The 19,677-nt window shown below is 58.7% G+C and carries 15 protein-coding genes and 1 pseudogene; 11 read left to right on the top strand and 5 right to left on the bottom strand.

The window, feature by feature from the left end; genetic code table 11:
- Positions 1-307: 307 nt before the first annotated feature.
- From HQL63_07260 to HQL63_07250, 3 genes are all read right to left on the bottom strand, one after another.
- On the bottom strand, positions 308-1,408 hold the full coding sequence (locus HQL63_07260; protein ID MBF0176628.1) for a DegT/DnrJ/EryC1/StrS family aminotransferase: 1,101 nt from the start codon (positions 1,406-1,408) through the stop codon (positions 308-310).
- Complete coding sequence (locus tag HQL63_07255) at positions 1,359-2,489, bottom strand: radical SAM protein (protein MBF0176627.1); 1,131 nt, start codon at positions 2,487-2,489, stop codon at positions 1,359-1,361. The genes HQL63_07260 and HQL63_07255 overlap by 50 nt, the downstream gene beginning before the upstream one ends.
- Before the next feature lie 163 nt (positions 2,490-2,652).
- The gene (locus HQL63_07250) at positions 2,653-3,543 is read right to left on the bottom strand and encodes a sugar nucleotide-binding protein (GenBank protein MBF0176626.1); all 891 of its coding nucleotides are present in this window, start codon (positions 3,541-3,543) and stop codon (positions 2,653-2,655) included.
- A 452-nt stretch (positions 3,544-3,995) separates the two neighbouring features.
- On the opposite strand from HQL63_07250, the gene HQL63_07245 reads away from it, so the two are divergent.
- Complete coding sequence (locus HQL63_07245) at positions 3,996-5,549, top strand: radical SAM protein (GenBank protein ID MBF0176625.1); 1,554 nt, start codon at positions 3,996-3,998, stop codon at positions 5,547-5,549.
- Positions 5,550-5,724: 175 nt separating this feature from the next.
- Here HQL63_07245 and sulP read toward each other — a convergent pair whose 3' ends face one another.
- Both sulP and HQL63_07235 read right to left on the bottom strand, forming a co-directional pair.
- On the bottom strand, positions 5,725-7,440 hold the full coding sequence (gene sulP, locus HQL63_07240) for a sulfate permease (protein ID MBF0176624.1): 1,716 nt from the start codon (positions 7,438-7,440) through the stop codon (positions 5,725-5,727).
- Positions 7,441-7,542: 102 nt separating this feature from the next.
- Positions 7,543-8,007, bottom strand: a complete 465-nt coding sequence (locus tag HQL63_07235; protein ID MBF0176623.1) for a cyclic nucleotide-binding domain-containing protein — start codon at positions 8,005-8,007, stop codon at positions 7,543-7,545.
- Positions 8,008-8,629: 622 nt separating this feature from the next.
- Between HQL63_07235 and HQL63_07230 the strand changes: the two genes are divergently transcribed.
- The 10 genes and pseudogenes from HQL63_07230 to HQL63_07185 all read left to right on the top strand — a co-directional run.
- On the top strand, positions 8,630-9,025 hold the full coding sequence (locus HQL63_07230) for an SCP-2 sterol transfer family protein (protein MBF0176622.1): 396 nt from the start codon (positions 8,630-8,632) through the stop codon (positions 9,023-9,025).
- Positions 9,026-9,214: 189 nt separating this feature from the next.
- The gene (locus HQL63_07225) at positions 9,215-10,339 is read left to right on the top strand and encodes an efflux RND transporter periplasmic adaptor subunit (protein ID MBF0176621.1); all 1,125 of its coding nucleotides are present in this window, start codon (positions 9,215-9,217) and stop codon (positions 10,337-10,339) included.
- 206 nt (positions 10,340-10,545) lie between these two features.
- Positions 10,546-13,823, top strand: a pseudogene (locus HQL63_07220) (efflux RND transporter permease subunit).
- Positions 13,789-14,331, top strand: coding sequence for a hypothetical protein (locus tag HQL63_07215; protein MBF0176620.1), 543 nt, complete (start codon positions 13,789-13,791; stop codon positions 14,329-14,331). The pseudogene HQL63_07220 and the gene HQL63_07215 overlap by 35 nt, the downstream one beginning before the upstream one ends.
- 6 nt (positions 14,332-14,337) lie before the next feature.
- Entirely contained in the window at positions 14,338-15,585 is a 1,248-nt protein-coding gene (locus HQL63_07210) for a hypothetical protein (protein ID MBF0176619.1), read from the top strand.
- A gap of 182 nt (positions 15,586-15,767) precedes the next feature.
- A complete protein-coding gene (locus HQL63_07205; protein ID MBF0176618.1) occupies positions 15,768-16,526 on the top strand; it encodes a hypothetical protein in 759 nt (252 codons plus the stop codon).
- A gap of 37 nt (positions 16,527-16,563) precedes the next feature.
- Entirely contained in the window at positions 16,564-17,205 is a 642-nt protein-coding gene (locus HQL63_07200; GenBank protein ID MBF0176617.1) for a hypothetical protein, read from the top strand.
- 974 nt (positions 17,206-18,179) lie between these two features.
- Complete coding sequence (locus tag HQL63_07195) at positions 18,180-18,971, top strand: hypothetical protein (protein MBF0176616.1); 792 nt, start codon at positions 18,180-18,182, stop codon at positions 18,969-18,971.
- 131 nt (positions 18,972-19,102) lie between these two features.
- On the top strand, positions 19,103-19,411 hold the full coding sequence (locus HQL63_07190; protein ID MBF0176615.1) for a hypothetical protein: 309 nt from the start codon (positions 19,103-19,105) through the stop codon (positions 19,409-19,411).
- Positions 19,412-19,487: 76 nt separating this feature from the next.
- Positions 19,488-19,677: hypothetical protein (locus HQL63_07185; GenBank protein ID MBF0176614.1), on the top strand; the 190-nt coding region annotated here is incomplete at its 3' end.

Below are 19,677 nucleotides of genomic sequence, written 5' to 3'. Positions count from 1 at the left end.
TGGCTCCCTGGCAGGTCCAGGACGGAGTCCTGGTGGGGTTCGGGGCGAAGCCCTGACAAAGGCCTTCATGTCCAAGCTTTCGAAAAACTGGGATGGAGGTCCAGGAGGAAGGGCTGTGCCCTTCCTCCTGGTGGGGTTCGGGGCGAAGCCCTGACAAAATTTTTCATGTCCACGCTTTTCTAAAAACAATTGAAAAATTGGGATGGAGGTCCAGGAGGAGGGGCTGTGCCCTTCCTCCTGGTGGGGTTCGGGGCGAAGCCCTGACAAAATTTTTCATGTCCACGCTGTTCTTGAAAACTGTAGCGGACTATCTTCTCTGCCACCTGAGGGAATGAATCGCGTCAATGGTTTGCGCCACATTTTCCAACGGTTGATCCGGTCCCGAGGGGAGCGTCACCACTCGGCCACTGTAGCGCAGGGAGTGGGGAAAATCCTGGCTTTCGGCCATTAAATGGGGAAACTGGTGCAGACTGACCGGGTGGGGATTCACCTCGATGCCACGGAGGCGCATGTGCTGCACGAATGCCGCTCTCTCATCCACCAGATATTCGGCCCGCAGGGGAATTTCTCCGGTGGCCAGATTTACTGGAATGGTTTGCAGTTGGGGAAGATGCTGCAAACCGGCAAGATAATGCTCCTGGATGGTGCGTTGCCGGACGATGCGGGCATCCAGACGATCCATTTGTGCCAGACCCACGGCAGCCTGGATATCGGTAAATTTAAAGTTTCCTCCCAGCATGGTGATGTTTTCATCCAGTGAGGAGCCGCTCAGGCCTTGATTGCGGATGCGGCGCAACGTGTCCCGGTCGGCTGTATCATGGCAAGCGATGAAGCCGCCCTGGCCTGTGGTCAGAAGCTTGGCCAGACCCATGGAAAAACAGCCCATGCGCCCTGCCGTGCCCAGGGGTCGGCCATGGTGCCGGGAAAGAAAGGCCTGGCAGGCATCTTCCACCACCGGGATGCCGTGTTGTTCAGCGACAGCCAGGATGGCCTCCATGGAAGCTGCATGACCGTTCAGGTGGACCGGGATGATCGCCCGGGTGCGCGGGGTGATGGCGGCAAGCAGGCGGTCAGGATCCATGACCGGTCGGGAGGGTTCCACGTCCACCAGACGCACCTTGGCCCCCAGCAGCAGGGCAGCATTGGCCGTGGCCACCCAGGTGCGGTCCGGAATGATCACCTCACTTCCCGGTCCAACGCCCAGCGCCAGATAACTCATCATGAGCGCCGATGTGCCGCTGGTGGTACAGACGACATGCGCCACCCCAAGGCGGGCTGCCAAGGCCTCTTCAAGCTGTTCCGTCAAAGGGCCCTGGCTGATCTGCCTGGCCTGGATGCCAGCTGAGATCCGGTCGATCTCAGGTGTACCGACCTCGATCTGCCACCCTCTTATGGGAGTTGCCCCCATGTTCTCTCTCCGCCATATATTTTTCGATGTAGATGTTGTCAAACGAAGTGGGACAGAGCCGGCCACACAGGGGAATGTCACCCCCTTTGCCGATTTCAGCAAACAGTCGGCGGCGCTTTTCTGCGTGCCAGATTTCCTGCAAGGAGTGGGCATGGATATCGCCGAACCGGCTGTCCTTGTAGAACTGGCGACCACAGGCGAACAGGTTGCCTTGGTGATCCATGTTGGTACGAAAGTGAATGCCGTCGCAGCGCCGCCAGGCTGCCTGTTGGATCTCCCCCTCCCTGGGAAAACTTCCCCAGCGGATCTCGACCCCTTTGACGCGAGCCGCTTTTTCCAACAAAGGGAGGGCATCCGGGTGGACGGGGTGTTTGTAGCCCTCTTTGTCGAACCGGTTGCGAAAAATCAGCTTGTCAGTGCCCAGATGTTCATGCAGGGCCACCATGCCCGGGATGGAGGGCCAATTCTCCTCGAACACCACAAACTGTAGCGCCAGATGGACCTGCCATTGATTATTTTTGCGCTGATCCCGGGCGTTTTCCAGGTTGCGAATCAATCGGTCATAATCCCTGGCATGGCAATCGTGGACACGGGTGTAGGTTTCGGCATTGCCGCCATTGACGCTGAAGCGGACCCAGGTGGTATGGGGCAGAATCTTCTCGGCGTTGGCTTCATTCAACAGGACACCGTTGGAGCTGAAGGTCATGCGCAGGCCGATCTTGTGCCCGAGGGCCATGAAATCGGCAAAGTGCGGGTGGAGCAGCGGCTCACCGGCGCCGGCGAAATAGACCTCCTCACCCCCCATGTCGCGAAATTCCACCAAAAATTTTTGAAATACTTCGGTATCCATGAAACTTTTGTGAGGATCGAAGAGATCGAACTGCCGTGGGGCGCAGTGGAGGCAACCGTGGTTGCAACCCAGGACAAGGGCCACTTCGATGGTCAGGGGTCCGGGCTCTTCTCCGGCCAGCCATTGTTCCAGCAGGTCGTGATTGTCTTGTAACTTGCCACCCCCGATCCGGTCCCGGCTGGGGGCCCGGTTGTTGTCGGCAGGTAGGGGATTTTCGACTTGGGTCAACATGTTCGTCTCCGTCCAGCGGTAACCGGGAAACAGAGGATGGGGCGAAGCCCCAAAAAAACGTTTAAAAGACTGGGATGGAGGTCCAGGAGAAAGGGCTGCGCTCTTCCTCCTGGTGGGTTTGGGGCAACGCCCCAACAAAACAACGTTTATAAAAACCAAACCCTCAGAGGCCAGCCACAAAGCGTTGACAAAGAAGCTCGGGAGGGAGGGGTTGCCAAGGGATGGTCCGGGCCAGCTTCTCCGTATTCAGGGATGTGTCGAGGGGCCACTTTTCTGGAAAACCGAAATCATTGATACCGCAGTAGGTCACCCTTGCAGGCGGCATCGATCCAAAACGCGACTTGTCATGTTGCAAAAACATTTCCAGGAGATCCCGCCGCGAACAGCGGGCAGGCCCACACAGGTGAAAGATGCCCACAGGATCGCATGCGGTCAGGGCGAGAATGCCATGGACGACATCGTCGATGAAGACCGGGCAGAAGCATTGATCATCGGCGCAACGTATTTCCCGTCCCTGGGTCAGGGATGTCCACCAGTTGGCAAACAGGGTGTTTTCTCCTTGCTGGATGCCATAGACCTTGGAGAGGCGCACCACAATGCCTTCGCCCTGCCCTGAGTGTGTCAAATACCGCTCCACGGCGACCTTGTGTTGACCATAGGTGACCAGGGGGTTGGTGAGGTCTTCTTCCCGATAATGGCCGCGTGCGCCATCGAACACCACGTCGGTGGAGATGAAGACGGGTTTGATCTGCAATGCCCACAACTGGTCGATCACGCTTATATGGTTGGTGACGTTGATCTGGTGGGAGCGCGTTTTATCCCGCACACACTCCAGAAGTTGGGAGACCCCCGAGAGGATGATGGCGTGGCTGAAGGCGCCCTGGCTACGCACCAGATTGGCGATCCGGTCGCTTTCCGGGTCAAAATGCACGCCACCCGGGAAAGGGTGCCGATACCAGGTGGCCAAAGCTTTTTGGGAACCCAGTCGGGCGTAGAGGTGCCGTCCTATATAGCCGGATCCGCCCAGAAGCAGATATCGTTTGGCAGTCGCCATGCCGCACATCCTCGCTGTGGGTCAAAGATATGGTGGATAAAGCAATATTTGTGCCAAAATTAAAAGGTGGTGTTGAGCGTGCCCCTGGCCCATCTTTATGCAAACCTGCAATGCATCCGCCTTCTGGCGCAAAAAGACGCGCCAGAAGGCGGAGCAAGGCCCGCCCCTTGGGCCTTTTTTGCCAACAGCGCAAAAAAGGCCTGGGAGAAGGGGGGCGTACAAAAACAAAACGGGGCGCTGCCCCGGACCCCGCAAGGGCGCTGCCCTTGACCCGCCAGGGAGCCAGCCTCCTGGACCCCGATTCCAAAAAGCGATCAAGGCTTTAGGTATGCCCGTTTCAAATGCGATTGCCCTGCTCTGTTGCTGCAACGGCACAAAAATTGCGAAAGTCCTGCAACGATTCGTTTTTAGCCCAGCCATTCAGCTCCGCGCAGTGGAGGAGGAAGCGTACCATGGACTCTATCAACCGCGTTCTGTTGACCATGCCCAATACATCCTGGTTTGGCAAACGGCGTTGGGTGACTCCCCCCTACACACTGGGCATTCTTTCCCAGGTTGTACCGGAAAATTTTACCACGGCCATCCTGGATCCCAATCTGGACGACCTTTCTTTGGAAGAGACTGTGGCCTGGATTGACCGTTTAGATCCCCAGTTTGTTGGCATCACCTGTTTTTCTCTTGAATATGCTCCGGGTGTCATGCGTTTTGCGCAAGCCATTCGGGCTTCGGGTGCCAACCGGGTGATTGTTTTGGGTGGACCTTATGTTACAACCTCACCGGAACTGGCCATGCGTGAGGCGGCGGTCGATTTTGCCGTGCTCGGGGAGGGAGAGGAGCGTTTGCCCCGTCTGCTGAACCAGTTAACGGCCCAGGTCAGTGATTTTTCCGGATTTGACGGTTTGGCCTATCGCGATGGGCAGGGGGTGCGCATCAATCCGCCGACCTCCCAGTTGCAGAATCTCGACGTCGTTCCCTTTCCGGATTACGAGAAAAGCCGTTTTCGGGACTATTTTCGCAGCAGCAACAGCTATGGCAACGTGATGAACGCACGTTACGAACCCTATGCCATCACCTCGACCAGCCGAGGGTGTCCCTATCACTGCATCTATTGCAGCACCCACTCCATCGACGGATCCAAGATTCGTTTTCGCTCTGCCAAGAATGTGTTGGCCGAGGTGGATTGGCTGTATCACACCTATGGTGTGCGGGAAATTCTTTTTCTGGACGACAATCTGATCTTTGACCGTCGGCGCTTCAGTGACATTCTCGACGGATTGATGGCCCGGCGTCACTACAAGCTGGCCTGGAAGTCGGTCAATCTGGCCACGTTTTTGTTGACCGACGCCTTGTTGGAGCGCATGTGGGAGAGCGGCTGCTATCAGCTCATCCTGCCCATCGAGTCTGGCAACCAGTGGGTTTTGGACAACATTTTAAAGAAGCCCCTGAAACTGAAAAAGGTTCTTCCCCTGGTCAGGAAAGGTCGGGAGTTGGGGTTTGAGATCGCCAGCGATTTTATCATCGGTTCGCCGGGGGAGAGTTGGGATCAGATTCGCGACACCTTCAGCTTTGCCGAAGAGATGGATTCCGACATGGTCTCGTTCCACATTGCCACTCCTCTGCCCTGCACCGAGATGTACACCCTGGCCAAGGAGGGTGGATTTTTGCCCCCCGGGTTTGATTTCGGCGACACGGCATTTTTTGGTTTCGGTCGTGGTTGCATCACTTCCGATGAGTTCACGCCGCAGGATCTGCACATGTTGCGCGCACTGGAGTGGGACCGGATCAATTTTAAAACTCCGGAGAAGAGGGCACGTTTTGCCCGCATGGCCGGGATTACTCTGGAGGAGTTGGCCAGTTGGCGGCGCAACACCATCCGCAACCTGGGCATCTATTTTCCCAACGCCGAAGGGAAGGAAGTCGCTGACAACAAACGACCCCGCGCTGTACCGCAGGAGGGGTTGTTGGATAAAAATGGCCGTTTTGCGCAGATTGTGAACGCCGCCTGAAAAGAAGAGACGTGACGATTCGGTGCCCGGTAACGAATCGGGATCCAGGGGGCTGGCTCCCTGGCAGGTCCAGGACAGCGTCCTGGTGGGGTTTGGGGCGAAGCCCTGACAAAGGCTCTCATGTCCAAGCTTTTTCTTGAAAGGGTGGTGAGCGGTTACGAAGGGACAGGTCTTTTCATCCGTGCAACAACGGTCGGTGCCGGGCATCCTGCATGCGCTGATAGATATTCGTCAGAGCCATGTGCTCGTCGGCGAAGATATTATGATCACCACCGATCAGGCTGAAAAGTCCGGTGCGGCGCATGACATCCAATACCTGCTTTTTAAGTCCGGAAAAGACGACGGTGCAACCGTTTTTCTTTAAACGCTCCACAAGATGGTGGACAACCTCTTCACCAGAGGCGTCCAGGCGATTGATACCGTCACCGACAACGAGGACATAACTGGCATCAGGCTGGGCGGCCACAGCCGAGAGGATGGTATCTTCAAAGTAGCTGACGTTGGCAAAAAAGAGTTGACCGTCGAAGCGTATGGCGATGATTCTGTCATCCGTTGGCAGGTGGGGGTGTACTTTGGTGTCGCGCAGCGTGCCGTCGTTGAAACGGCCCAGGATGGCGACACGGGGACGCATGACCTGGTACAGGTAAACCACGAGGGAAAAGATCGCGCCGATCATGATTCCTTTGTCCAGATGCGGGGCGACCCACAAGGTGGCCACGAAGGTCAACATGGCGGCGGCGCCGTCAGGTTTGTTGGCCTTCCAGGCGTGCAGAATGGCCTGGAAATGAATGAGACCGACGACAGCCATCATGATGACTGCGGCCAGGACGGGTTGGGGCAGGTGATACAGAAACGGCGTCAGAAACAACAAGGTGACCAAAACCACCAGTGAGGTGATGGCAGACGACAGCCCGGTCAAGGCGCCGGCATTGATGTTGACCGCCGAGCGGGAGAAAGACCCGGAAGTCGGGAAGGATTGGGTGAGGCAACCGCAAACATTGGCCAAACCCTGACCGATCAATTCCTGGTTGGGATCCAGGCGATCCCTGGTTTTGGTGGCCATGGCCTTGGCAATGGAGATGGCCTCCATGAAACCCACCAGGGAGATGACGACAGCACTGCCAACAAGGGAGTGCATCATGCCGGAATCCAGGGAAGGAATGACCAGGTGAGGCAATCCTTGAGGGATGACGCCGACCACTGCACCACCCAATTTTGCCTCGAAGCCGACCGCATAACTGATCGCGATGCACCCACCGACAGCCACCAGGATATTGGGCACTTTGGGGAGGTATTTCTTCAAGATCCACATGGCGGCGAAAGAACCGACGCCAAAGATCAGGGAGGGCATATGGATACGATCCATCTGCAACAGGACACCCCATATGTCATGTGCGAAATGATCGCTGCGTCCCATCTTGACTCCAAGGATTTTGGACAACTGGGACAGACCGATGATCAAGGCAGCGGCATTGGTGAAGCCGATGATGACTGGATGGGAAAGAAAATTGACCACAACGCCCAGACGAAACAAACCCAGGGCAAGCTGCGTCAGGCCCACCAGGAGGCTTAGCGCGATGGCCAGGGAGACGACGACATCATTGCCCATGGCTGCAAAGGGCATCAGGGCGGAACCGGTCAACAGGGAGACCACCGCCACTGGACCCGTGGACAACTGTTTGGAGGATCCGAACAACGCTCCCACAATGCAAGGCAGAAAGGCGGAGTACAGACCGTAGTGGGGAGGCAGGCCTGCGAGCTGGGCATAGGCCATGGATTGGGGAATGAGCACCAGGGCCACGGTGATGCCCGCGACCGAATCCGCATGCAGAGTGGCACGGGTGATTCGCGGCCATGCGAGGAATGGAAAAAATCTGGTCATGATTGCCATGGTTGGCTCACCTCGTGACGAATTGTTCACCCTTGCCGGACATGCTAATCGTTCAGACAAATCCTTTCAAGTTGCGTCAATCCGGTTCGTCGCCACAGGGCATCATGGGGTTTCGTCGGGGGTGATGACGGGGGCTTTGTATCTTTCGATGGTGGCGCGCAGGGTCTCCATGTTACGGACCAGGACCGTGATCATCTGGTCCTTGAACCTGTCCCGGCACGGATGGGAGAGAGCGTCGAGAAATTGGTTGTTGAGTCGGAGCAGGAGGCACTCCTCCTCGGCCACGACAGTGGTCGTGCGTTTGCGGGGGGTCAAAAAGGCGACCGCACCAAAAACTTGTCCTGGTTTGAGAGATGCCAGCGGATTCGAGTAGGGCCTCTTGTAGACGTTGGCGGAGCCGCGCAGAAGGATGAAGCAGGTGTCGCCTATCTCCCCCTCGCTCAGGATGGATCGGTTGGGCGGAACCTTCAGAAGTTCCGCCTCGCTGTGTTCAACGATCTCTTCTTTGTATTCGTCGGGAAAGTCTTTGAAGAAGGGGATCTTTTCCAAGAGCTTTTTTTGGAGCATGGTCATTCCTTGCATGCAGCGAAAGGGAAGCCACCAGGGCCCGCAGGCCTATAACGCAGGGAGAGACATCGACGGACGTGCCGATCGGGCGATTCACCACAGGCAGGGGATCATCCCCACGAGCCGCCATTCCGGAGCTTGTCACCCACTTGGCAACCTGCTCGGCCCCACACCTTGCGGACGGCGCGGCAACTCGTGAGTGGTGTATGCACTCTTCGCTCTCGTCACAATCCGCCCGGGAATCTACAATGGCCGACGTCCTGTCAGCAAGGGCTCATCGACCTGCGGGGGATGGCACGCGCTGTTGCAGCCGGATCGAAAGATAAACCTCTTGCCGTTGTTTGTATTTTAGATTATGATAATATAATTATTTACCACTATAAAAATATTCAGGGAGACGCCAGCGTGGCGTTTCATGGCGTCGATTTGCCGATTCGTGACCGGACGCCATCGTCGGGAGTGGCGTCGTGGAGGTGAATTCGCTAGAGTGAGGGTTTGTACGGCGCGGGCAGGTGGGGTGGCGCCTGGGGCGGTGTCGTCATGGGGCGATACGAGAGTTTGCACCTCCTGGCCGGATGGCTTGGAGGCGGGGTTATACAACCACGATGGGGAGGTTCGACACATGGCTGAACTGTTTTCCGAAGCTTGGATGAAACGTTTCCAGGAAGAGTGGAACAAGGAACCCGATCTGGCGGGCGCTCTGGAGAAAATTGACTTCAACTCCGTCATTGCTTACGGTTTTGAGGGCGAGGACAATCCGCGTGGGATCATTGATGTCCAGAAGGGCAAAGTGGTCAGGGCCGGCGCCTATAGCGGGGAGACTTTGAATTGGGATCTGCGGGCCGCGAAGGAAAACTGGGAAAAGTGGATCCAGAAGGAGTTGGGCATGATGGGGCTGGGCATGGCCTACACCACCCGTAAATTGAAGTTTAAGGTGGGTGATTATGGTTCCATGATCAAGGATCCGCGGATGGCCAGCCCATTCATCAAGAGTTTTGCCGTCATGGGCAAGGTTTGAAAGGTTTGAAGGGGAGGGGGTTGGCCTGGTGCATGCGCCCGGGTGGCCCATCGGCACAATATCGGCACAATCCGGGACCGGTGCGTCGTGCGCGAAACCGGGAACACCTGCAATGGGGAGCTGATTTCCATGAAATCATGTAGGCAACCAACCGTGGCCCTGGCGCCGCTGGCCCTGGCCGCATGGCTCATGCCGGCGTCGCCAGCGCTCGCCGCCGGTATCCCGGTCGGCAACCAGGCGGTGGTGACGGTCGAGTCTGGGACCGTTGGGACCACCACCACACTCGGAGGAACGGTCGTTCCCCTGAAAGAGGTCTCCTTTTCGGCGCAGATGCCGGGACGGGTCAATTTCATCGCGGGTGTGGAAGGGGATTGGGTCAAGAAGGGGGATACCCTGGTGGCCCTCGATGATGCGGATCTTCAGGCCAAACGGCGGGCTATTCAGGCCGGCATGGCCAATGCCCAGTCCGCTTGGCGCAACGCCCGGGTGCAGTACAGCCGCCAGGTTTATGCCGGTCCCGACTCTGCCGATCAGATGGGCATGGGCATGGGCAAGATGATGGATCGCATGGTCACCCGGCCCATGGACAACACCATGGGCAATGGTGGTTCGGAGCTGACCCGGCGCAGCCAGATCTATGCGCAGGGAACCCAGATCGATCAGGCCCGCAGCCAGTGGTATCAGGCCAAGGCCCAGCTGGAAGAGATTGACGCCCACCTGCGCGATGCCCTCTCGCGGGCCCCCTTTGATGGGGTGATCGTGCGCAAGTCGGTGGAGGTGGGCGACACCGTGCAGCCGGGCATGCCTCTCCTGACTTTTGCCGATACGGTCAATCTCCAGATCAAGATTGATGTGCCGGCCCGCCTGATGCCTGGCATTCGCAAAAACATGGTGATTCCGGCCAAACTGGACGTGGGGGACACGCGGATCGAGACCCGGGTTTCCCAGGTCTACCCCATGGCCGACCCGCAACGCCACACGGTCACCGTCAAGCTGGACCTGCCCAAGGGTGCGCCGGGTGGACCGGGCATGTATGCCGAGGTGGTGATTCCCGATATCACCACCCCCTCGGCCAACCTGCCTGCCATTCCCAAGAGCGCTGTTTTGTGGCGTGGCAGCTTGCCTGGCGTTCTGGTCGTCAACCAGAAGAACGAAGCGGAGCTGCGTATGGTGCGCATGGGAGGGTTCGTGGATGACAAGAGCATCAGCGTTCTCTCCGGGCTACAGGTTGGTGAGCGCATTTTGGCTGCTCCGACCAACAGCATGGCCTCCGGGCTGCCCTCTCCAACGGATGATGGGGCCAAGGCCCCGTGACCAACAGCATGGCCTCCGGGCTGCCCTCTTCTACGGATGATGGGGCCAAGGCCCCGTCGGATCAATAACCGTCTCGCCCGCTGTGGGGATCTTCCGCAGCGGGCCAAACCTTGAACGGATCCATCTGTCCCATGCGCGACTCCGCCAACAAAAAAGAGACCCCGGCGCCCCCCGAAGAACGACCAGAGGGGTTGTCGGTCACCGACATGGCCCAGCTTTCGCCCCATCACAACCTGGGAATTGCCGGGATGATGGCCAAGGCGTTCATCCATTCACCTCTGTCGCCCCTCTTTTTGTTTGCCTGTCTGGCCATGGGGGTCATGGGACTCATCCTGACGCCCCGCCAGGAGGATCCGCAGATCTCTGTGCCCATGGTGGATATTTTTGTACGTTACCCTGGTGCCTCGGCGCAGCAGGTGTCCACCCTGGTGACCGAACCCCTGGAAAGGATCATGAGCGAGATCCACGGGGTCAAGCACGTCTACTCCGCCACTTCGCGTGGCGAGGCCATGGTGACCGTGGAGTTTCATGTCGGACAAAACCTGGAGGAGTCCATCGTCAAGCTGCGGGACAAGATCATGTCCAACATGGACAAGGTTCCGCCCGGGGTGACCGATCCGATGATCAAGCCCATGGCCGTCGACGATGTGCCCATGCTCACCCTGACCTTGTGGTCCCAGGATTTGAACGACTCGGAGCTGCGTGTTCTCTCCCTGGATGTGCTGCAACGTCTCAAGGAGGTACCAGACACCAGCCAGGGGTTTGTGGTGGGCGGGCGTTCGGAACAGATCCGGGTTGAGGTGATGCCGGAGCGTCTGTCGGGATTTCGCATTGGTTTGGACCAGATTGCCCAGACCATCCAGACCGCCAATGCCGAGCAAGGGGTAGGGAATGTCGAGTCCGGCGATTTGGGCTTCAAGGTCTATACCGGCGCCTTTCTGCGTAACGCCCAGGACATCCGCCGTTTGGTGGTGGGGACGCATCAGGGGGTGCCTGTCTACGTAGGCGACGTGGCGCGGGTCATAGCCGGTCCGGAAGAGACCAAACAGATCGTTCAATACTACACCGGCCCGGCTGCCGATGAGAAAGGTCCGAAAGCGGATGGAGCGGCGGCTGTCACCATTGCCGTTGCCAAGAAAAAAGGGGCCAATGGCGTCACCGTGGCCAAGGATATTCTGTCTAAGGTCGAGGAGCTTAAAGGTCGTCTGATTCCCACCAACGTCCATGTATCGGTCACCCGCAACTATGGCGAGACCGCCAACGAAAAGGTCAACGAACTTCTCTTCAAGCTCTGTGTGGCAACCCTCGCGGTGACGCTTCTGGTTTGGTACTCCCTGGGTTTCCGACCGGCCATGGTCACCCTGATCGTCATTCCGGTGGTGATCGTGATGACGGTGTTCGCCGCCTGGATCATGAAATACACCATCGACCGGGTAAGCCTCTTTGCCCTGATTTTTTCCATTGGCATTCTGGTGGACGATGCCATCGTCGTGGTGGAGAACATTTACCGGCGTTGGCTTTTGGAGGATACCTGTTGCAGCGTCATTTCGGTGGACGCCGTGCGTGAGGTGGGCAACCCGACCATCCTGGCAACCTTCACCGTCATTGCCGCCCTGCTGCCCATGGGATTTGTTCGGGGCATGATGGGGCCCTACATGGAGCCCATTCCAGCGTTGGGATCGGTAGCCATGCTCTTCTCCTTGCTGGCCGCTTTTATTTTCACCCCCTGGCTGACCCAGTTGATCAAACCCAGTCTGCGCACCCTGCACATTCACTCGGAGAAGGAGCACGCCCAGACCCAGAGACTGGAGCGATTCTACCGCACGGTCATTCCGGCCTTGGTGGACTCCAAAATCAAGGGATATGGTTTTCTTCTGGGCATGGTCGCCATCTTTTTTCTCTGCATGGCGATGTTCTACACCCAGGATGTTGCTGTCAAGATCATGCCCCTCGACAACAAACCCGAGTTCAACGTCGTGGTCAACATGGCTGAGGGGACTGCCCTTCCCAAGACGGCCAACCTGATCCAGCGTATGACCGAGCTTTTGCGCAAGGAGGTGCCGGAAGTCATTGCCATGCAGACTTATGCCGGCACGGCTTCGCCTTTTAATTTCAATGGTATGGTGCGGCATTACTACCTGCGCCGGGAGCCTTGGCAGGGGGATATCCAGGTTCAGCTCAAACACAAAAGCGAGAGGGAGCGCACCAGTCACCAGTTGGCCACCATTGCCCGGCATCTTCTGACGCCGCTGGCGGATGCAGCCGGCGCCCATATCGAGGTGGTGGAGATGCCTCCCGGGCCGCCGGTTTTGCAATCGGTGGTGGCCGAGGTGACCGGCCCGGATGCCACCACGCGCCGGACTGTGGCGGCTCGCATGACCGAGTTTTTCAAAAAATCCAGGTACATTGTCGATGCCAACAACTACATGCAGGCTCCCTTCGAGATCTGGCGCTTTGAAGTGGATACGGAGAAGGCGGTGCGTCGGGGGGTGTCGGTGGATGCCATCAACCGCAACCTCTCCATGGCCATGGGCGGCGCCCGATTGGGCGATGTCAAACGCGCCCGGGTTTTGGAGCCGACCTACATCATGATTCAGATCCCATTGGAAATCCGCGCCCAGATCACCAGTCTGTCTGACCTGCCCATCAGCACGCCGGCTGGGGCCAGCATTCCCCTCGGGGAGTTGGGCCGTTTTGTCAAGGATCAGCAGGATGCGGTCATTTTCCACAAGGATTTGCGGCCGGTCGAATTTGTCACCGGCGAGGTGGAAGGGGCCCTGGATGCCCCCATTTACGCCATGCTGGAAGTGGAACGCATGTTGGAGGGGTATACCACCCCGGATGGGGTCAAGATGGAGGGTTACTTCATGGGGCCTCCGGACTCTTCCACCCGTTCAGCCTTTGAGTGGACCGGGGAGTGGACCGTCACCTATGAGACTTTTCGTGACATGGGTCTTGCTTTTGGGGCTGCCCTGATACTGATCTACATGCTTGTGGTGTGGGAGTTTGGCAATTTTACTTTGCCGGCCATCATCATGGCCCCCATTCCCCTGACCTTGATCGGCATCGTGCCGGGCCACTGGCTGATGGATGCCAAGTTTACGGCCACCTCGATGATCGGCTTTATCGCCTTGGCAGGCATCATTGTGCGCAACTCCATTTTGTTGGTGGACTTTACCCAACAGGAGATTCTCAAGGGGGTGCCCATCCGTGACGCGGTCATCATGGCCTGCAAGGCCCGTACCCGGCCCATTTTGATCACTGCCTTTGCCCTGGTGGCGGGGTCGTCGGTCATCCTCACGGACTTCATCTTTCAGGGCATGGCCATCTCCCTGCTCTTCGGGGTGCTCATTTCGACCTTGTTGACGCTTCTGGTCATTCCGCTGGGTTGCATCAGTGCCGAAGGCGCTTTTGTCAAACCGGACCCCTCCACGCTTCCCCCTCCGGGGATGCCTCTGATCCCCAGCGCGGAGGATCTTCTTGAGGAGCGTGTCCTGAGGCGCATCGAAGAGAAAAACCGGGAGAAGCGTTTGTCCCAGGCCAAGGCCTTCCTGGATCGGGTGAATGCCCCGGGTCGGCCAGCTTCCGCCGAAGGGGAGGGCGACAAGCCCGAAGAGACCGGGGATGTGGAGGCTGCCGAAAAAGAGGCTGTTGTGGCGGAGACTGCTCCTGTCCAATTGGCCAAGGAGGGAGAGTTCCCGATTTCCACAACCCAGCCGGATGCGGTGAGTCCCGAGGTTGCAGCATCGCCGACCCTTCCGGAGATCCAGGGTTCTGCAACCGAAGAACCGGCTCCACAACCTGCTGGTGGTGGGGTTGTGGCGCAGGTGGAGTCCGCAACTCTGCCTGACGTGGCAGACTCCTCTGGTTCAGAAGCGGAACCGGCAGGTACGGAGATTGACGAGGGAGTGGGTGGTGGCGATGGTGCGTCCGCCGGTGGCGGTGCGCAAAAAAGACGCGGCATCCGCTTGAAACCTTTAGCGACAAAGTGATCATCCATGCATCAGCCCCTGTGTTTTTGTGATCGAACCTGCCGTGCGCTGCTGGGCGTGGGCACTTTTCTGGTCCTTGCCGGTGCCCAAAACGTGGCTTGGGGGGGGGAGGAGCCGAGCTGGCAGCTTCCCGTGGCAGCTTCCGGCCCAGGGAGTGAATCGGGCGGTGGCGCTCCACTCCAGCCGGACTTCAAACGCCTGGGCGTTTCCGGGGAGCGCGCTCCTTTGCCAGGTCCGCCGGATGGGGCAAAAAGTGAGGGCAAGGCGAGCGAAGGCAAACACGCTGCTTCCGGGGGTGATCGCACCCAGGATGGGCCGCCCCACAAGGGAAGTGGGCAGTCGGTCGATGCGGGGGTTGCTTCCGGCGGGGTTGGGAATGGATCGAGACCCAGCTATCGCTGGGACGCACCGCCACCTGAGATGCTGGATCCATCCGCAGCTCCGGGAGCGGGTGGTATGGGGTCGCCCGGGCCTTCCCAGGGTGGAGTGGGGCACCCCCCCTATCCAGGTGAGATGGATCGGCCCGGTTGGCGGCAACCTGGTATGAATCCCCAGACAGGTGGCCCGGATCGGCGTTCCTGGCCCTCCCACCCGGGTCAATCGCCGGGCCATGATCCCCAGGACAGTTGGGAACCGCCTCCCTATACGACAGGTGGCCGGCCAGTGGCTCCAGGCCGCGGGGGTTGGGGCCCCACCCCGGGGTATGGCGTGCCGCCGGGGGGGGCTCCTCCCGGTTGGGATCCGCGTAACGACATGGGCAGCCCACAGGGTGGACCCTATCCATCCGGCGGGTATTACCAGGCTGTTCCCCCTCCCGGATATGGCAACCCGGCCTCCCCTGCCAGGTATGGGTCAGGCCAAGGTGACGGGCGTGGGCCGCTCAATCCGGACGAAGAGGGGGCTCAACCGCCTTCGTATCGCCAGGGTGGGTATGGTGGCGGTGGCCAGGGTGGGTATGGTGGCGGTGGCCAGGGTGGGTATGGTGGCGGTGGAGAGAACTCCGGGATGCGCGGCCATGTTCCTCCGCCTGGATATGGTTATGACACACACCAGGGTTGGCGCGGCAACTCCGGTCCCGGTTCGGGTGGACGCCCCCGGGGACCAGGCCGATCGCCGGATGACCCGGGCTATGGGTCGGAGCGGAGTGCCGGTGGTGCGCAGGATTATGGCAATCCCGCCGCACAAGATGGATACCAGGGGTCTGGGCGTGGATCGGTTCCGCAGGGTTATCCCGGTCCTGGCTATGGCCGCTGAGTCCCTGGAGGCCATTTTTGCCACCCGGTAACGAACCGGGGTTCGGGGCGAAGCCCTGATAAAAGCTTTCATGTCCAGGTTTTTTTTGAGATGGGGCTGAGTAGTTACCCTTTCGATATGTCAAACCATTTTTGGCGGGGTGTTGGATTGTTACCCCTGGAGAACCCGGTGACTGGGGACGCATGAACGACTCTATCTTTTTCCGTACCATGGTGTTTGTGGTGGCCCTTTTGTCCGGCGCGGTGTCGGCTGATGCGCGTTTGCCTGTGCGCTCCGCATTCGGCATCGGGGAGACGGGGATGTATGCCGGGCCGTCCCGGGAGGGACGGTTGGTGATACTGGCCCAGGGGACGGAACGGGAAAAAGGGTGGGATTGGTATGGCGACAATTATAGCCGCCCGCCCCGTGCCAAGGAACGCCCGGACCCGCCGCCCTACACGGACCCGGACCCGGGGGTGCGCGGGTCGGCGCAAGGATCCGGTTATAACGCGGATGATCGGCCCTGGGGGAGTGTCCCGCAGGCTTATCAGCGGGAGCCACGTCGCAGCTCACCTTATGGGGCCTCTCCAGGGTGGGAGGGGTCGTCCCGGGAGGGTTATGCATCGTCCCCGTATGACCCGCAGGGGAGACGGGGTGATTTCTATCGGCGCGAGGAATATTCAGGATCAGGGGGTTATTACTCTTCGCCTGATCGCGATCCTGGTTACTGGGAGGATCGGCGGGGGCGTTACGATGACCGGGAACGGGAGTGGTCGCCGCCTCCGGCGCGGGGTTATGAGGATCGGTACGGTTCCGGTCCGGGCCGTGAGGGATCCTATTGGGGCCACGGTGGCAACTATGGGCGCAACCCCAATGGGGAGTATCCAGAGTATCCGGGATATGATATGGGTCCAGGGAGTTCAGGTGGTTGGAGCGATCCGTTTCGTTGGGGCCGGTGGTGAGTGACAGATGTTTGCATGGTGTGTGAGGGGCGTGTGGGTGCGGTTTTCTGCCAGTGTGGTTGGGGCTGGTTTGATTTTTCTCGCATTCCAGGCCTGGGCTGAGTCGGCGGTCGCCGATATCACTCCGAAAGTTGAATTTTCCGCCCATGTGACCCGAGGCCATCCGAAAGATGCCACGCAGGCAGGCAAGGGCATGATGTATGTGGGGCGCCATGCCGTCCGGACCGAGAGCAGGGTGAAAGACCAGCTCGTCAGGGTGATCTATCGTTCGGATGTGCAGGAGGTCTGGATCCTCTTTCCGGAACGGAAGGTTTACCTCAAGCAGCCCGGGCCGGGGGGTGTTCGTCCTCCATTGCCGGATGAACCGGCGAGTCCGTGCCGGACGGACAAGGCTTTTTCCTGCCGTCGCCTGGGTCCAGAGCGGATCCAAGGTCGTGATACCCAGCATTGGGAGATCGGTTTTACCCATCCTGAGGGGGGTCGAGAGACGACGCAACTGTGGGTCGATACCCGTCTGGAGATTGCCATCAGGGAGGTCTATCACGATGGCGGATCGGTACAACTTACCGAGATCAACGAGGGGGCACAGAGCCAGGATTTGTTTAAAATTCCGGAGGATTATCAGCAGATGAGCCTGCCTGGCGCATCTTCAGGCGCGGGTGGGGCGGCACCCAGATAGCCTTGTCGAGGGGTGGCCATTCTGCATCCGGTGTGGTGTGGAGTGAGTCCATAACCGCTTTCCTGGAATTGGGGGCTGGCACTGTTTTCCTCGGAGCCAAGATGCAAGGGAGCTGGCTCCCAGGCAGGGCCAGAGTTGGTGTTTTGGTCAGGCAGGGCCAGGGTTGGTGTTTTGGTCAGGCAGGGCCAGGGTAGGTGTTTTGGTGGAGTTTGGGGCGAAGCCTTGATGAAGGCTTTCATATTCAGGTTTTTTTAGAAGGGTGTTGAATAGTTGCCGAGACAAGAGTGTTTCAAAGCAGGTAATTTTGGTTACAGTAGTATACGTCAGCGGGAGAGTGAAGTGGAGGATCTGCTGGCAAGTAACAATATGGAAACAATCCACAGAATCAAGAAAAAAAAACAAGATAAAGTGCAAGATTTGTGGTGGGCAATTTACAATAATTTTCTTGGCTTTGGGAAGATGGTTGTTCCAAGATGGAGTTGCGCGGAGGGAGGGCATTGGTGGTCCGCCAGGCTTGCGGAGTGCGGCAGGTTGATGTGGCAGGTGGGTGCTTGTGGGCTTTTTTGGGGGTGGGGCGATGTCCCTTCACTCAATCGGGCCAGTGGGTGCTCGAAGGTTTCGGCTACGGCGGCGCAGGATCGTTGCTCGGGCGGTATGAGTGTAAGGCGTTGCGATGGACGGGTGGGTGGAAAAAGCCATGGGCAGAGAAGCGTGGGTTGATTCGAGCAGTATGTCGGGGTTGTCGGGCTTCACCTTGCTTGGGGTTTTGTGGGTCGACTCTGTTCGTGATGCCTGCGAAACCTTGTGGTCCATGCTGACCTGTGATAAGCAGGGCGTCACGGCCATGCGGTGGGTGTGGCCGATGATGGCGCATCGGGTCTCTGGATCCGAAGTCCAGATCGACCGGACCGCGCCGCAAGTGCAGGAAGATTTGTTGCCAGACATGCTGGATCCGACCGGATTGACGAGACTCGATGGCAGCACGACCCCTTTTTTACGTTCTGATCACGCTCTTGACCGTTGGCTGGCTGACGCAAGGGGTGTTGGTTGCCGAGGAGCGGTGGCCGCACTCCCAGGCGGAGATGGCGGAACCGGGGGACGGGCGTGGCGGTAGCGGTGACGACAGGTTGGGACGCCGGTTTGGCCGTTTCATGGGCTCGTTCATGGAGGAGATGGACAAAAAGGGCGGTGAAGAATCCGATACGGGCCGGTATGGCCGGGGGCGTTCGGATCAGGATGCAGGATATGGCGGTCATCGGCAGGACGATTATTCCCGCAAGCGCGGGTATGACGAGCTTCCCCCCCGTTTTCGTGCGGGCGAGTCGGCCCGTTATGACGATGATCGCGGTTATCTGGAGCGCCGTTCCCGTCGCGACGTTCGCGGGAGGGGTGAGGCGGAGCCGGAGGGTCGGCACTACCGGGACGCTGCCCCTGTGTACGATCCCTGGGACGCTGCGGTTCCCTACGGTTATCCAGAGCGGCCCCGGCACGGTTATGAGTATGGTTCCTATCCGGACTACGATCCCTGGGGTGCGTATGCGCCCTATGAATTCTACGGTCCGGGCTATGGTCGCGGTTGGGGCCAGCCTGACTTCGGACCGGAAGGGCGGGTATGGGGTGGTGGCCCCTGGGGAGGAGCAGCGGACCCCCTGTCACGGGATCCTTGGTGGCGGGGTGAAGGCAGACCTTATTTCCGGAATGGTTTTTGGCAGGATCCCTTCGTGGGTACCCCGTGGGGATGGGGAGGGGGATCCTGGTTTTGGTAAAGGGGGTGCATAGGTGTGCGCCCATGTTTCATCCCTTGATTCATCAGGCACGGCATAGTCGAAAATGGCGTTTTTTTCTGTAATCTTGATGTTTTAGTTTAAAATTCATCAAAATCAAGGAGAGAGATTCCATGAAAAAGAACCTTCGCGTTTTGGCCATGGCTACCCTGTTTGCGGGTGCGGCATTGGTGGCGGCAAATTCCGCTGATGCATGGTGGGGTGGTCCATTCGGTAATGGCAACGGCAATGGTGGATTCAGCCTCTCCATGGGAGGTGGTGGCTGGGGCAACGGTTGGAACGACGGTTACTGGGGTGGACCCTACTATGGTAATGGTTGGGGTGGCGGTCCCTGGGGCGGCTATGGCGGTGGTCCTTACGGATGGGGCAATGGCTGGGGCAACGGTTGGGGTAATAGCTGGGGCGGTCCCTGGGGCTGGTAAACGGCGAGTGACCACCCTGACCACCCACCGATAGATTTCTTTTTGTTCAACCTTGACAACTACGGAGACATATCCAATGAAGAAATCCCTGAATGCACTTGCCATCGCGGCAGTGCTGGGCTTTGCGGCAATGACACTCGCCTCGGATGCCGCAGCCTGGTGGGGTGGTCCTGGTGGTAATGGTAACGGTTCCATGAGCTTCAACATGGGTAGCTGGTTGCTGCTGTTTCCTCCACCTGATGCATCGGAAGCCTCTGCCCCCTGTG

Source organism: Magnetococcales bacterium (assembly GCA_015231175.1).
Lineage (GTDB): Bacteria > Pseudomonadota > Magnetococcia > Magnetococcales > DC0425bin3 > HA3dbin3.
The sequence above is the reverse complement of the archived record's forward strand: the minus strand, read 5'-3'. Positions and strand labels throughout refer to the sequence as shown.

Coding starts and splice junctions, on each gene's coding strand:
- HQL63_07260 (MBF0176628.1), bottom strand. CDS start 1,408: ATGGGGGCAACTCCCATAAGAGGGTGGCAGATCGAGGTCGGTACACCT.
- HQL63_07255 (MBF0176627.1), bottom strand. CDS start 2,489: ATGTTGACCCAAGTCGAAAATCCCCTACCTGCCGACAACAACCGGGCC.
- HQL63_07250 (MBF0176626.1), bottom strand. CDS start 3,543: ATGGCGACTGCCAAACGATATCTGCTTCTGGGCGGATCCGGCTATATA.
- HQL63_07245 (MBF0176625.1), top strand. CDS start 3,996: ATGGACTCTATCAACCGCGTTCTGTTGACCATGCCCAATACATCCTGG.
- sulP (MBF0176624.1), bottom strand. CDS start 7,440: ATGGCAATCATGACCAGATTTTTTCCATTCCTCGCATGGCCGCGAATC.
- HQL63_07235 (MBF0176623.1), bottom strand. CDS start 8,007: ATGCTCCAAAAAAAGCTCTTGGAAAAGATCCCCTTCTTCAAAGACTTT.
- HQL63_07230 (MBF0176622.1), top strand. CDS start 8,630: ATGGCTGAACTGTTTTCCGAAGCTTGGATGAAACGTTTCCAGGAAGAG.
- HQL63_07225 (MBF0176621.1), top strand. CDS start 9,215: ATGCCGGCGTCGCCAGCGCTCGCCGCCGGTATCCCGGTCGGCAACCAG.
- HQL63_07215 (MBF0176620.1), top strand. CDS start 13,789: ATGCCTCTGATCCCCAGCGCGGAGGATCTTCTTGAGGAGCGTGTCCTG.
- HQL63_07210 (MBF0176619.1), top strand. CDS start 14,338: ATGCATCAGCCCCTGTGTTTTTGTGATCGAACCTGCCGTGCGCTGCTG.
- HQL63_07205 (MBF0176618.1), top strand. CDS start 15,768: ATGAACGACTCTATCTTTTTCCGTACCATGGTGTTTGTGGTGGCCCTT.
- HQL63_07195 (MBF0176616.1), top strand. CDS start 18,180: ATGGCAGCACGACCCCTTTTTTACGTTCTGATCACGCTCTTGACCGTT.
- HQL63_07190 (MBF0176615.1), top strand. CDS start 19,103: ATGAAAAAGAACCTTCGCGTTTTGGCCATGGCTACCCTGTTTGCGGGT.